The organism is Streptomyces geranii, from assembly GCF_002954775.1.
Classification (GTDB): domain Bacteria; phylum Actinomycetota; class Actinomycetes; order Streptomycetales; family Streptomycetaceae; genus Streptomyces; species Streptomyces geranii.
This window is the reverse complement of record NZ_PJME01000030.1, coordinates 62,877-77,071: the sequence shown is the minus strand read 5'-3', so window position 1 is coordinate 77,071 and position 14,195 is coordinate 62,877. Positions and strand designations below refer to the sequence as shown.

At 72.4% G+C, this 14,195-nt stretch carries 10 protein-coding genes; 1 reads left to right on the top strand and 9 read right to left on the bottom strand.

The window, feature by feature from the left end:
* Nucleotides 1-31: 31 nt before the first annotated feature.
* From CW359_RS29120 to CW359_RS29100, 5 genes are read right to left on the bottom strand one after another with little or no spacing between them, the layout of a single operon-like run.
* Nucleotides 32-1,303: a type III PLP-dependent enzyme gene (locus tag CW359_RS29120; RefSeq protein WP_232838653.1), complete on the bottom strand. Its 1,272-nt coding sequence runs from the start codon at nucleotides 1,301-1,303 to the stop codon at nucleotides 32-34.
* On the bottom strand, nucleotides 1,300-3,087 hold the full coding sequence (locus CW359_RS29115) for an IucA/IucC family protein (RefSeq protein WP_105973150.1): 1,788 nt from the start codon (nucleotides 3,085-3,087) through the stop codon (nucleotides 1,300-1,302). The genes CW359_RS29120 and CW359_RS29115 overlap by 4 nt, the downstream gene beginning before the upstream one ends.
* Entirely contained in the window at nucleotides 3,087-4,295 is a 1,209-nt protein-coding gene (locus tag CW359_RS29110; RefSeq protein ID WP_105973149.1) for an MFS transporter, read from the bottom strand. The genes CW359_RS29115 and CW359_RS29110 overlap by 1 nt, the downstream gene beginning before the upstream one ends.
* Nucleotides 4,292-6,007, bottom strand: coding sequence for an IucA/IucC family protein (locus tag CW359_RS29105; RefSeq protein ID WP_105973148.1), 1,716 nt, complete (start codon nucleotides 6,005-6,007; stop codon nucleotides 4,292-4,294). Before CW359_RS29105 ends, CW359_RS29110 begins: the two co-directional genes overlap by 4 nt.
* A 14-nt stretch (nucleotides 6,008-6,021) precedes the next feature.
* Nucleotides 6,022-7,209 (bottom strand): ATP-grasp domain-containing protein, encoded by a 1,188-nt coding sequence (locus CW359_RS29100; protein WP_105973147.1) that lies wholly within the window; start codon nucleotides 7,207-7,209, stop codon nucleotides 6,022-6,024.
* A 458-nt stretch (nucleotides 7,210-7,667) separates the two neighbouring features.
* Here CW359_RS29100 and CW359_RS29090 point away from each other — a divergent pair, with 458 nt between their 5' ends.
* A complete protein-coding gene (locus CW359_RS29090) occupies nucleotides 7,668-8,513 on the top strand; it encodes a (2Fe-2S)-binding protein (RefSeq protein ID WP_105973146.1) in 846 nt (281 codons plus the stop codon).
* Nucleotides 8,514-8,516: 3 nt separating this feature from the next.
* Here CW359_RS29090 and CW359_RS29085 read toward each other — a convergent pair whose 3' ends face one another.
* The 4 genes from CW359_RS29085 to CW359_RS29075 form a co-directional block, all read right to left on the bottom strand.
* A complete protein-coding gene (locus CW359_RS29085) occupies nucleotides 8,517-10,280 on the bottom strand; it encodes an ABC transporter ATP-binding protein (protein ID WP_105973145.1) in 1,764 nt (587 codons plus the stop codon).
* 72 nt (nucleotides 10,281-10,352) lie between these two features.
* Nucleotides 10,353-11,777: a TIGR00730 family Rossman fold protein gene (locus CW359_RS45985; RefSeq protein ID WP_198655425.1), complete on the bottom strand. Its 1,425-nt coding sequence runs from the start codon at nucleotides 11,775-11,777 to the stop codon at nucleotides 10,353-10,355.
* A 41-nt stretch (nucleotides 11,778-11,818) separates the two neighbouring features.
* Nucleotides 11,819-13,186, bottom strand: a complete 1,368-nt coding sequence (locus CW359_RS45980; protein WP_198655424.1) for an FAD-binding protein — start codon at nucleotides 13,184-13,186, stop codon at nucleotides 11,819-11,821.
* Nucleotides 13,183-13,953, bottom strand: coding sequence for an isopentenyl transferase family protein (locus CW359_RS29075; RefSeq protein WP_105973144.1), 771 nt, complete (start codon nucleotides 13,951-13,953; stop codon nucleotides 13,183-13,185). The genes CW359_RS45980 and CW359_RS29075 overlap by 4 nt, the downstream gene beginning before the upstream one ends.
* Nucleotides 13,954-14,195: the final 242 nt, after the last annotated feature.

Below are 14,195 nucleotides of genomic sequence, written 5' to 3'. Positions count from 1 at the left end.
GGACACACCGCACGAGCAGACCACGAGCAGATCACGAGCAGGAGCGAGGGCCGCCCGGCCGGACCGGGCGGCCCTCGCCTGTCGGGACCGGCAGTGCCGCTGCCGCCTGCCGCTGTCGCCTGCAGTCCAGGAAGTGGAAGCCGGGTCGCGGGTGCATCAGGAAGTCGTGGTGGGAGATGTTCCACGCGTAGGCGCCCGCCAGCGAGAACAGCACCCGGTCGCCCGCCCGCAGCCGGGGCGCCGGGACCTGCCGGGCCAGTACGTCCTTCGGCGTGCACAGCTGACCGGCCAGCGTGACCCGGTCGCCCTCGGCCGACGGGCGCGGCCAGGGGTACGGCCAGGCCTCCACCGGCAGCACCGTGCACGGCTGGTCGTGGCCCTTCGCCGCCGGGGTGCGCAGATGGTGGGTGCCGCCCCGGACCACCGCGAACTCCTCGCCGTGGCTCCGCTTCACATCCAGCACCTCGGTGGCGTACCAGCCGCAGTACGCGGTCAGCGCGCGGCCCGGCTCGATCCGCAGGGTCAGTTCCGGGTACGCCTCGGTCAGCCACGCCAGGCCCCTGCCGAACGCCGCCCAGTCGAAACGCCGGTTGGGGGTGGCGTAGTCGACGGCCATCCCGCCACCGACGTTGACCTCGGTGAGACACACCCCGAGCCCCGCCGCCCAGGTGACCACCGACTCGGCCACCGCCAGCTGCTGCCTGGCATCGAGCCCGCTCGCCAAGTGGGCGTGCACTCCGCGCAGTTCGAGCTGCGGGTAGGTCCCCTCCGCGAGCGCCCTGAACACCCGCGCGGCACCTGCCGGGTCGAGGCCGAAGGGGGTCGGTCGCCCGCCCATCGTCAGCGAGCTGCCCGCCAACGAGCCGTCCGACACCGGGATGTTGACGCGCACCAGCACCGCCACCCGCCGCTCGGGCCCGACCTGCCGCGTCAACTCGCCCAGCATGCGCAGCTCGTGCTCGCTCTCGACATGGAACCGGTCCACGCCCAGCTTCAGCGCGGCCAAGACCTCGTCCGGCGTCTTGCCGGGCCCGCCGAACGCCAGCGCACGGCCCGGCACCGCCTCGGCGACATGGGCGAGTTCACCGCCCGAGGAGACCTCGAACCCGTCCACGTGCGGCGACAGCGCGGCCAGGATCTCCGGCTCCGGGTTCGCCTTCGCCGCGTAGTACAGCTCGACCCGCTCGGGCAGAGCCGCCCTGACCATCGCCGCGTGACTGCGCAGCTCCGTCAAGTCGTAGATGTACGCGGGCAGTTCGGTGACGGGCAGGGACAGTGCGTGGTCGCGCACGGCGAGGGTCAACGGATGCTCCGGGGGGTGTCTCGCAGGATGTCCTCGGCGAGCGGGGACGGCAGCCGTACGTATCCTGCCTCGCGGTCCGCCTTTCGGTCCCAGCGGGTGAGCAGGTTGGCCTTCGCGGGCAGCGGCACCCCGGCGAGCAGCGCCGCGAGCCGGGGCGGGCAGCCCGAACGGTCGGCGTAGGAGCGGAGCGTGTCGCGCACCCGGGCCCACAGCGCGGCCTCGGCGTCCGGGTGCAAGTCGGCCAGGGCGGCGAGGAGTTCGGCGATGTGGTTGACGAGCAGACAGTAGACGACCCGGTCCCAGCCGCGTTCCGCGTCGTACGTCATCGGGCCCGCGACCTCGGCCGGTACGGCGGCCAGGGTCCCGGTGTGGTGCTCGGGGATCAGCTTGGTGCCCTCCAGGTCCCGGAAGAGGACCTGGGCGGGACGGCCGTCGGCGCCCACGCACACCAGCACGTTCTGGAGATGCGGTTCCAGGACGAGTCCGTGGTCGAAGTAGGCGGCGAGCACGGGCGGTACGAGCAGTTCGAGATACGTCGACCACCAGTCGAGGGCTGTGTCCGGGTCCGCGTCGGTGAGCAGCCGGGAGATGTGCGCGGCGCTCACCGGGTATTCGTCGGCAACCGCCGCCGCCAGCAGGGGAGTTGCCCCGGGTGCAAGGCGCCGGGGCAGGCCTTCGCGGACGATCACGCCGAAGCCCTCGAAGAGTTCACGGTCGGGGGTGCCGTCGGGGCCCGGCAGGGCGAGCGTGCGGTAGGCGGGCTCGCGGAGCACCGCGCTGCCGGGGAAGCGCTCGGCCAGCTCGGCGAGCGCCGGGGTGAGGGCGTGGGTGAGGGCGACGGCACCGGACAGCTCGTAACTGCTGTTCTTGCGCAGGCAGTTGGTGATCCGCACGTTGAGGCTGAACTTGAGGAAGGTCTCACCGTCGTACAGCGTCCGCACAGACGCGGTCGCGGCGAAGGGGCGCCCGCCCGGGCCGAGGTCCAAGACGTCGCCGCGCTCCGACGCGGTTCGCAGCAGCGGGTGTTCGCGCAGGGTCTCGTACTGCCAGGGGTGCGCGGGCAGCAGCCGGTAGCCGTCGGGGACGTCCACGCGCTGACCGTCCAGCGCGGCGGAGGCCCAGGGCGCGGCGGACTCCTCGGTGACGAACCGGGCGCGCACGGCGAGGTGTCGGAGTGGGAAGACGGCGCCGGTCTCGGGTGCGTACGCCGCCCAGGCGCGCGGGTCGCCGGTGCGGGCCTTGGGGGTGGGGTGGAAGCGGTGGCCGAACAGCAGGGACTGCTCGGAGGCGAGATAGGCGGCGAGGTGGGAGGCGGGGCGGGACGCGGGGTGGGGCGTGGTGCGGGGTACGGCGTGCGCGGCCGTCGGGCCGGTGGGGCGCTCGTGGGCGAGGGCGGTCGTGACGGCCTGGTGGCTGGAGGCGATCTGTTCCAGGAACTCGTCGTTGCGCTCCCCGGTCCGCAGGGACAGCTCGTCGCGCGTGTACTCGGCCAGCCGCCGCCAGTCCACCACCGCCCAGCCGGCACCGGCCCGCTCGCTCACCGGGCCGGAGAAGCGGTGGGCGCCGATGAGGGACGTACGGCGCAGACCCACCCGCAGGAGGACGCCGCGGCGGGGGAGGCGGAGCAGGAGGTGGCCGTCGTCGACGACGGTCTGGCGTTCCGGGCCCGACACCTCGCGCAGCAGGCAGTTGAGGAGGGTGTGGGTCACCACGTCGTCGGCGGTGGGGAGTTCGGCGGTGGTACCGGCGGTGGTGGTGGCGGGCGAGTCGGTCAGTGAAGGCATCAGCGGCTCCAACGGGCGCGGGGCGAGCGGGGGTTGGGGAGGAAGAGGGAGGCGAGCACGGTGAGGGCGGCGGCACCGCCGCCGGTCAGCACCGGCGCGGCCGGGCCGAAGCGGGCGCTGCCCGCCGCCGCGGCGAGACCGGCGGCGACCGCGCCGGCCTTCGAGAAGAACTCCAGCGCGCCGAACATCCCGCCGGGCGCACGGCCCTTGGCGCAGTCGGCGGCCAGCACGGACAGGGACACCAGGCCGATCGTCAGCCCCACCCCGAGGACCAGACGTACGGCGATCAGCGTGCCCAGCGAATCGGCGACGCCGTGTCCGGCGAGGCCGAGCGCGATGAAGGCGAAGCCGAGCACGATCCCGGCCCTGGGCCGGTCCCGGACGGCGGAGTGCACCGCCAGTGCCGACACCAGATAGACGAGGTGGGGGAGGGCGAAGAGAACACCGGACAGCGTCGCCGAGGTGCACGGCAGCCGGTCCTCGACCAGGGAGATCAGATAGGGGAAGGAGATGACGGTGGAGAACACGAACGCGAACTCCAGGGCGTACAGGGCGCGCAGGGAGACCACCGGTGCCGGGGCGGGCGCGGTGGTGTCGGGTATGGACTCGGCGGCCCGCTCCTCGGCCGGTTCGGACAGCGCGGCGAGCAACAGGGCGGCGGCCAGGGGGAGTACGGCCAGCAGCGCGTACTGGCGGTGCGGCGACAGCCGGCCCGACAGCGCGCCCACGACGATCGGCGCGACGACCAGCGCGGCCCGGGCACTGCCCTGCATCAGCGTGAGCGCCTTCGACAGCGCCGGGCCCTCCAGGGCGGCGCCCAGATAGCCGTTGGACGCGGCGAAGGTGCCGCCGAGGATGCCCTGGAGGACCAGCGCGACCGTGAACGTGGCCAGCGAGTCCGCCCACCCGGCGAGCAGAAAGGCGACGGCGAGCCCCAACTGGGCGCGCAGCAGCAGCCGTTTACGGCCGTAACGGTCGGCGAGCCTCCCCCAGAGCGGGGCGCCGAGCGCGCCGAACACCGTCGGGACGACGTACAGCACCCCGGCCCAGCGGGCGTCGCGGTCGCCCAACTCCGGGAGGATCCGGGTGAGATACGGCGGCAGACCGAGGGCGGCGAAGGACGCGACGAAGTAGCAGGCGGCCACCGCGTGCACCTGGCCACGGCCGAAGGAGGAGAGTCTCGGCAGGCGCCAGGCCTCGGCGCTCATGCCGAATCCTCCGCCCGGAAAAGGTAGTTGGGGCCGGTGGTGTAGTGCTTGTTGATGTCGGCGGCGCCCGAACGCTCCTTGCTGAGCAGCGTCCCGGCGCTGATCATCGCCTTCACGGGCAGGTGCGGCGCGTCCAGGACGCGGGCGCGCAGTACGGCGGCCGGGGTGCCGCCGAGCCGGTCGACGGCCTCGGCGAGCCGGTCGCGGACCAGGCCGAGGAGCGCGGGCAGCGGGGCGCGGCCGTGCCGGGCGAGCCCGAACGCGTAGGCGCCCGCGCACAGATGGACGGTGATGGTGGCGAACACGTCGGCGACCGGCCCGTCCTCGGTGCCGTAGGTCCGCGCGTCGTCGAAACCCCACGGCCCCGGCAGGGCGGCGGCGAGCCGCTCGGTGTTGACACGCGGCCCGTCGTTGTCCTTGAACAGCAGCCGCACCCGGCCCGGTTCGGGCCCGAGGACCAGCGACACGTTCTGCTGGTGTGACTCCAGGGCGATCCCGTGACCGAACAGCGTGGTCTGCCAGTCGAAGAGAAGGGTGAGACAGGCGTCCAGCAGGGCGAGCGGGTCGCCGCCGTGGAAGCGGTCGGCGAGACGGTCGACGACCAGCCCTCCGCCGGGCGCCTCGGCGAGCAGCGCGGCCAGCGGGACGACGGCCGCCTCGTCGAGGCCGGCCGGGTAGCGACGGACCAGGACGGCGAGGAGTTCGTGTCCGGCGTGCGCGTACGTCGTCTCGTCGGCGTGCAGGACGGTGTCCCGGAAGCGGGGCTCGCGCTCGACGACCCGCTTGACCAGCCGCTGTCCGGCGGCACCGTCGACGAGGGTGCCAGGTTTGATGGAACGCCGGTTGCGCAGCCCCAACGTGGCGGTGGCCAGGGGGAGTTTGAGATGCAGGGTGGGATCGGCGGCCAACGCGACGGTACGCATCGACAGCGTAGGGACCACTTCGAGGTACCCGTGCTCGGCGAGCCGGGCGCCTCCCGCGAGCCCGGTGACCTGCAACGCATCGTCGAGCGGGGCACCGACGGTCAACGGGTGCACGGGCAGGGCGAGATGCGTGCCGTCCAGCTCCTCCATACCGAGCACGGCGGGCGTCGGCCAGCCTTCCGGCAGCGCACCCGCGAGGGTCACCGCCTCCCGGGGCACGGCGAGCCAGCGCAGCGTGAAACGGGGGTGGAACTCCGGTGCGTAGGACCGCAGTTGCTTCTCCGCCAGCCCGGACCGGCCGCGTGCGGTCGGGTACACGGGATGGTCGACGCGGGCCGCGAGGGTGTCGTGGGCGAGGGAGGCCGCCAGGCCGGTCCAGCGGGCAGGGTCGGCACCGTGCCGTTCCGTCAGCCGCTCCATGACCTCCGCCCGCGTCGCGTCGTGCAGCCGCAGGGTGGCCAGAGTCTGGCGGCACTCCTCGGCGAAGGCGTCGAAGCCGTCGCGGTCCACGGGGTCGGCCAGTGCGCGCAGTTCGGCGAGGACGGTGTCGTACGAGGTCAGTTCGGCGCCGTCCGACTCGCGTACGAGCAGCGGGAGTCGGGCCGCGTACACGCACTGGAAACCGTCCTCGGTGAGCGGCAGCAGCAGGGCGTCGCCGGTGTCGGTCGGCAGGCGCAGCCAGGTGCCGTCCGGGCGGTGGGTGAGGGTACCCCGGGTGCGCAGACCGACGACGTCCTCGCGGAGGAGGGCGCTGAGGACGCGGGTGAGCAGCTCGGCCTCGGCGGTCATGTGAGGAGCGACGGTCACGGCTGGACCACCCAGCGCTGAGCCGCCAGGAAGTCAGCTGACACGCGGTCGACCGTCGCCTGATCGGTGCCGGTGGCACGCAGGACGCCCACGTAGTCGCGGTTGGTGCGGTACAGCTCGTGCCGCTCGCCCACCGAGCGCAGCGGACGGTACGTCAGATGGACGCCGTCCACGGTGAGTTCGGTGGCCGGGGGAGCGGAGACCAGCGTGCCCGCGCGGTCGGCGCACGGGTACTCCAGCCGGGCCGCGCCGTCGCGACGGACGCCCAGGTCGGCCGGGAGCGGCTCGCCCAGATGGGTGCGCAGGATGTGCTCGAAGAGCGGGATGTCCAGGAGCCGGGCCAGCAGCAGGTCCACCTGGTCGCCGATGGCACGGTAGTTGACCTCGATGATCCGGGCGCGGCCCTCGTGCACCACGAACTCGGTGTGACACGCGCCGAACCCGACGCCCAGCGCGTCGAGTTGGGCCAGTATCTGGGCGACGACCGGCTCGGGGTGGGCCGGTACGAGGACGAGCCGCTCCTCGACGAAGTACGGGGGTGCCGACACCTCGGTGTGGAACCCGCCCAGCACGTGCCGGACGTCCCCGTCGCCGAGCGTCTCCAGCGTGTACAGCTCGCCCGGCAGATACTCCTCGACGACCAGCACGGCACCCGGCCGCCGCGCGAAGATCTCCCCGGCGCGGACCTCCAACTCCCGGCTGCTGCCGACCAGTACGACGTCCTCGCTGGCCACGCCCTCACGAGGCTTGAGCACACACGGGTACGGCGCGTCCGACGCGACGGGCTCGACGGGACCGGCCTCGGTCAGCTCGGCGGACCACACGGTGTCCACGCCCGCTGCGGCGAGCCTGCGCCGCATCTCCGCCTTGTCCTTGCAGGCCAGCGCGGCCCGCCAGTCCTTGCCGGGCAGGCCGAAGTAGTGCGCGGCCAGGGCTGCTTGGGTCTGGAGGTGGTCGCTGTTGCTGAAGACGGCGTCGGGCCGGTGATGCGTGGAGATCCGGGTGACCACGGCCCGGAAGTCACGGACCTCGCAGGCCAGGATCTCGATGTCCGGGTACACGGCCCGGTGGGCGTCGGGCTGGTCCGTCAACACGGTGACGTCCAGGCCGAGTCGGGCGGCGGCGGGCAGGAAGCCCTCGGTGACGGAGTCGGTGGGGTTGAGGGCGAGGAGATACAGACGCATGAGGGCGTGGAACAACTTCCGCTAGCGGGTGGGGGTTGGGGCCCAGGTCGGGGGATCGAGCTGGAGGCTCGACAGGGTCGTTGAGCCTCGGCGCGAAGACGGCGACCACCACCGCGAAACCGGCGCCCGCGTTGATCCCGAGAGCGGTCGGCGAGCACCACGAGCGCGTCTCTCCCCCGGGCTTGGCCGAACAGCGAGTCGGCCACCGTCAGCAGGACCGGGAGGTGCCGCAGGGCACGGAAGGACACACCGGTCGTTGCGCCCCGGTGGGTCACAGTCACGAGCCGGGAGTTTAGGTTAGGCATGCTTTATATTTCAACCAGCTGTAGAGGTGCTGTGACGTGCGCAATCCTTGATCGTCGACAGGGGAGGTGCCCCGGTCATCACCTTGCGATCTTGTCGCTAAGGTAAGCCTTGCCTATCTAACCCCACTCGCACCTCTCTGCGCAGGAGTACCCATGAGCGTCGCCCTTGAGAACCCGCCGGCAACCGCCGCCGCGCGCGTGCTCGGCGGCGCCTATCAACGCCTCACCGACGTGTGTGAAGTGCTCACCGCGCAGGTCGCCGAGCCGGGTCTGACGGGCCCTCAAGCAGGAGTCACAGGGGCGGAGTTGACGGACAGTCCGGATGCCCTGGACGCCTTTGTCGAGGCCGAGGCGGCGCGGATCCAGGAGCGCTACGGGCACTCCGCCCGTCCGCACGTCGCCGCGTCCCGCGCCCTGCACGACTACGCCTGGACGGTCGGGTTGCTGATGAGCGGGGTCTGGTACCTGGAGCGCAGGGTGCCGCGCATCCGGCCCGAGGACGTACGGCTGGACCTCGCCACCGGCGTGTACAAGATCACACCGGGCTCCTACCTCTCCTGCCTCCCCGACGACCCCGCAGCCGTCTTCTCCGGAGCGACGGCACTGCCCCACGAGGACGCCCTGCGCACCGAGTTGCGCTCCGCCGTCGCCGACCACATGGCCCCGCTGCTGACCGCGCTCGGCCCGATCGCCCGCCGGGGCTCGCGCGCCCTGTGGGGTCTGGTCTCCGACGACCTGGTCTCCGGGATCTGGTACCTCGGGCGCGTCCTCGGCCGCGAGGGCGACGCCGTCCGCGCGGCCACCGAACTGCTGCCCTCCGCAGTCTCCCCGTACCCCGGCGGCGCCGACTTCCGCCACCTCACCGACTCCTCCGGGCACCGCCACCCGACCCGCACCCGCGCGGGCTGCTGCCTCCACTACACGATCCGCCCCGACGAGGCCTGCTCCACCTGCCCCCGCACCTGCGACTCCGAACGCCTGCGCAGGCTGGAGAGCTGAGCCTCAGCCGGCGCCGGTGGTCGCCAGGAACTGCGTCGCCGCCAGTTCGGCGTACAGCGGGTCCCCGGCGACGAGTTCACGATGGGTGCCCACCGCCCGTACCCGCCCCGCGTCCATCACCACGATCCGGTCCGCCATCGTCACCGTCGACAGCCGGTGGGCGACGACGAGCACGGTCGTCGTACGGGCGACATCCGCGACCGTGTCCCGCAGCGCCGCCTCGTTCACCGCGTCCAGCTGCGAGGTCGCCTCGTCGAGCAGCAGCAGCCGGGGGCGGCGCAGCAACGCGCGGGCGATGGCGACCCGTTGACGCTCGCCGCCGGACAGCTTGGTGCCGCGATGCCCGACGAGTGTGTCGAGGCCGCGCGGCAGCCGGGCGACGAGTCCGTCGAGCCGGGTCGTCTTCACGACACGCGTGAGCGCCTCCTCGTCGGCCTCCGGACTGCCGAGCAGCAGGTTGTCGCGCAACGAGCCCGACAGCACGGGCGCGTCCTGCTCGACATAGCCGATGGCGGACCGGAGTTCGGTCAGGTCCCAGTCGGCGGTGTCCCGGCCGTCGAGCGTGATCACGCCCGACTCGGGGTCGTAGAACCGCTCGATCAGCGAGAAGACGGTGGTCTTGCCCGCGCCGGACGGGCCGACGAACGCCGTCATGCCCCGGGCCGGCACGGCGAACGTCACACCGTGATGGACGTACGGCAGATCGTCGTCGTAGCGGAAGCGGACCTCCTCGAAGGCCAGCGCCGCCGGTTCGGCGTCGGCGGCCGGGAGGGGCGCGGGCCGGGCCGAGGACGGTTCGGCGGGCAGCGCGAGGGCCTCCTGGATACGGGTGAGGGCCGCCGCGCCCGTCTGGTACTGCGTGATCGCGCCGACCACCTGCTGGATCGGCGACATCAGATAGAAGACGTAGAGGAGGAACGCGACCAGCGTGCCGACCTCGACGGCCCCCGTCGCGACCCGCGCGCCGCCCACCGCGAGCACCGTGATGAACGCGATCTGCATCGCGAGCCCCGCCGTATTGCCCGCCGCCGCGGACCACTTGGCGGCGCTCACGCTCTGCCGCCACGACTCCTCGGCCGCCGCGTGCAGGTTGCGCTCCTCGCGGTGCTCGGCGCCGGACGCCTTGATCGTGCGCAGCGCGCCCAGCACCCGCTCCAGCGACGCGCCCATGACCCCGACCGCGTCCTGAGCCCGTCGGCTCGCTTTGTTGATACGCGGCACGATCACGCCGAGCACCGTTCCCGCGCCCACGATCACGGCGAGGGTGACGCCCAGCAGCACCGGATCCACCAGGCCCATCATCACGATCGTCGCGACGAGGGTGAGCCCGCCGGTGCCGAGGCCGACGAGCGAGTCGGTGGTGACCTCGCGCAGGAGGGTCGTGTCCGAGGTGACCCGGGCCATCAGATCGCCGGGCTCGGTCCGGTCCACGGCCGGTATCCGCAGCCGCAGCAGATAGGAGGACAGCGCCCGCCGCGCCCCCAGCACCACCGACTCGGCGGTCCGCCGCAGCACGTACGAACCCAGCGCGCCCAGCGCCGCGTTGGCGACGACGAGCGCCGACATCATCAGCAGGGCGCCGGTGATCGTGCGGTCGTGGGACAGATCGTCGATGAGCCCCCGCGCCACCAGCGGCAGCGCCAGCCCGGCGGCCCCCGTGGCCAGCGACAGGACGGCGCCCAGCAGGAGGGTCCACCGGTGCGGCCGTACGTACCCGAGGAGCAGCCGCCAGGCGGGCTGAGCGGCGTTCGGTGCTGCGATGCTCACGGTGCTCCTCGGCGGGCTGTCGGGCGGGACATTCACCCTACGTCGGCGGCCGGACAAGCGGAGGGGCGGTCGTCACCGGCCGGGGTCGGCGTACTCCTCGTACAGCGCCCGCCAGTCCAGCGCGGTCGAGAGGACGAGGGGTGGGGTGTCTGTCCTCGGCAGGCAGTCGTCCAGCCTGCCGGTCAGTTCGCCGCCCGGTCCGAGTTCGAGATACGTGGCCACCTTGCCCTGCGCCAACAGGTGTACCGCGTCGGTTAGTTGCGTCGCCTCCCGCATTTCGCGCAGCCAGAACTCCGGAGTGGCCGCCTCCGCGCCGACGGGTTCGGCTGTGCTGCCGGAGATCAGGGGCAGGCGCGGAGCGCGCAGGTCCAGGGACTCCAGGGTGCGGCGGAACCCGTCGGCGCGGAGCGACTCGAAGTGGGGGGACTCGAAGTGGTGCGAGTGCGCGGCCACTTCCGTACCCGTGAGCCGCGACAGCGTACCCACGGCGTGGCAGCCGTCCGGGAGGGAGAACACCCCGGCGGCATGGGCGGCGGCCATCCGCCCGGCCGAGTCGCCGAACAGCACGTCCGGGCGGATGCCCCAGCTCTCCAGCAGCCGGAACTGTGCGACCTGGAGGGCGAAGACCGCCGGATCACCGAAGGCGGTTCGGTTCAGCAGCGCGGCCGTGCCCGTCCCGGCCTCAGCGAACATCACGTCCAGCAGCGGCACGTCGAGGTAGGGGTCGAGTCCCGCGCACACCTCCTTGAGCGCCGACGCGAACACCGGGAAGGTGTCGTGGAGTTCACGCACTGTCTCCGGCCGCCGCGAGCCGGAGCCGGAGCCGGAGAACACGAACGCGGTACGGCCGTCAGGACGCCGCCGGAGTGGGCTGGTCGGCCTCGCGGGTGTCGCCCTCTCGGTCAACTGCCGTACGGGAGTGGTGAAATGGGCGAGCACCTCCCCGGCCGACCGGCACACCACGATCCGTTCCAGATCCCCGGGGTGCAGGAAACCCTCGTCCCGGGCGTGCTCCAGGAACGTCAGCAGGGGGCGGTAGAAGCCGTCCGGGTCGAGCAGCAGACACGGTTTGCGGTGGATGTGCAGCTGCGCCCAGGACAGCACCTCCAGCAACTCCTCCGCCGTACCGAGCCCGCCCGGCAGTGCCACGAACGCGTCGCCCAACTCCGCCATGCGCGCCTTGCGTTCATGGATGCCGGCGACCACCTCCAGCTCGCTGAGACCGGTGTGCGCGATCTCGTACGGCAGCAGCCGGCGCGGGATGACTCCGGTGACCTTGCCGCCACCGTCCAGCACGGCGTCCGCGAGCGCGCCCATCAGGCCGGTGCGGGCGCCGCCGTAGACGAGCCGCAGGCCCGCCTCGGCGAGGGTGCGGCCCAGTTCGGCGGCGGTTTCGCGATGGCCTGGGCAGTGGCCGGGGGAGGCGCCGCAGAAGACGGTGACGGCGGTGATGGCCGGGGCGGCGGTGACGCCGGTCGCGGTAGGTGTGGGGGTCACGGGGGTCGAAGAAGGTATAGGGGACAGGGGAGTTGCAGGGGTCACGGCCACAGCCCGTACCCCCGGGTGAGGACGGCGTGCGGGTCGTAGCGGTGTTTCGCGCGGGCGAGGGTCTCCCAGTCGGGGCCGAAGTGGGCCCGCCAGTCCTCGGGGGTCATCGGCAGTGCGCTGGTCGGGTGCAGGACTCCGCCGAGGTCGCGGGCCCGTTCGTACAGGGCGCGGTTGGCGGTGACCGCGGCCCGTACGTTCTCGGGGGCGCCCGGCGGGGCCGTACGCATCAGGGAGAGCAGGCACAGGAGTTCGCCGGGCGGCCTGCGCAGGAGTGGGGCGCGCAGGGTGTGTGAGGTGAGCGGGCGCAGCTGGACCACTCCGCAGGCGCGCAGGCCGCTCTGCGCGTGGTCGGCGAGTGCCGTCGGGACGAACTCGGCGGCCGTCTCCTCGGGGAGGAGCAGGGTGAGCCAGGGGTGCGGGCGCTGCCACTCGCCCGTGGTGCGCAGGATCCGCTCGTCGCGGTCCATGCGGCGCAGGAACTCCTCGTAGGAGAGGTTCTCGATCTCCTCGGTGTCCCGGTCGTGGTGCAGTCCGCCGGTCAACAGGGAGTCGTCGTCGGGCAGTTGGCCGGTGTGCGGGGCGACGGCCTCGATCATGTAGTCCCAGGCGCCGCCGAGCGCGGGGCGGGCCTGGCCGCACACATGGCTGAAGCGGTCGTCGCGGGCCAGGGCGCGCTGGTCGGCGAAGAACGTGCCGGGGGAGTGGTGGTAGAGGCGGAAGCGCCGGACCAGGGCGGGGGCGGCGACCAGGTCGAGGGTGGCGCCCACGATCAGCGCACACTGGCCGAGGCCCGCCAGCACCGCGTGGAAGAGGTCGGGTCGGCGCTCGCGCGAGCAGGTCACCTCCTCGCCGGTCCCGGTGACGACGTCCAACTCCCTTACGTGGTCGGCGACCAGGCCGTGCCGGTGGCTGGAGCCGCCCAGACCTCCGGTGCTCAGCAGTCCGCCGACGCTGCCGCCGAGATGGTCGGGGAGCACGGGCGGGGTGAGCCCTTCGGCGAGGGCGGCCCGGACGACCTCGCTCCAGCGGGCGCCCGCTCCGGCGGTCAGCGTCCGCGCGGCCGGGACGCAGCGCACCTCGTCGAGGGCGCCCAGGTCGACGACGTACCCGCCCTCGGCCTGGCCCTGGCCGTACACGGAGTAGCCGCCGCCCCGGGCGGTGACCGGCAGCCCCTGCGGACCGGCCAGCGCGACGAAGTCCCGCAGCGCGGCCACGGACTGGGGCGAGAACACGCCCAGCGGCTGCGAACCGACGATATGGCCGAAGTCGTCGGCGGCCCGGAACATGCCCTCGCCGACCGAGCCGGCGGACGGAACCAGGTAATCCGACCGGGAAACGGCGCCGGTGAGTCCTTTCATGCCGCACGCCCCAGCATGCTCGGATCGAAAAGCGGACCGGGCATCCGCTTCTCGAAAGTTTCGGTGAACACGCGGCTCTGCAGAATGCCGTGCTCGGCATGGCGCAGGGCGATGAGCGAGGCCATCCGGGACCGTACCGGATCGGGCAGCACCTGTTTGTGAATGGTCTCTACATCCAGTGAGTATTTCGCACAGCATTCCAGCACCGCCTCGAAACCGTTCACGGAGGCCGCGAAACGCCGTTGCCGGGGATCGACCCAGAGCGCGGCCAGCTCCTCCAGCAGGCTGCGGTCGGGGGTCGGCGGGGCGAGCATCGTCAGCGCCCTGCCGGTCAGCGCCCCGACGTAGTCGTCGTACGCGGGCAGCGGCAGTACCCGTACGGAGAGCTGCCAGGGGAGTGCGACGCAGCGCGCGGCCAGCACCCTGAGGAGGGAGATCGAACCGCCCTCGACGATCACGAACCGATGCTGCGCGCCCAGCTGTTCGACCAGGTCGACGAGAGACTCGGCGGCAGCCGCCGCGCCCAGGTCGCCGTCGGCGACGGTCCGGTCGGCCAGCCAGTACCGGCGTACGCCCGGAGCCTGGGCGCCCGCGCGGGCGCTGGTGGTGGCGAGATCCGTGAAGCACTGGAGCCGGTCGGCGACGACCACCGGGGCTCCGGTGACCCGGGCCAGATCGTTGGCCGCGGCGCTCTTTCCCGCTCCCGTCGGCCCCGCGATCAGATGAACAAAAGGACGAACCGCGCAATCCGCTGAGCCCTCGGCCATCGGAGTTTCCCTCCCGATCCGTGCAACCGTTTGTTGAGCAGGGACCAGAGAAGCACGAGCCGACGTGTGTCGACACCAGCTCGCAGCCTGGGCACGGCAAAGAAACATCCACGTTCATCTGCGGTTGTTAAAGGCCGGAAAAACCGGCTTGGAGGGAGAAATTCCGGGGAATCAGGAGCGATGTGAAGAGGAGTGTCGCGGCCCTTTTCTCATGAATTCCTCATGCTGTGCGTCAAGTTCTT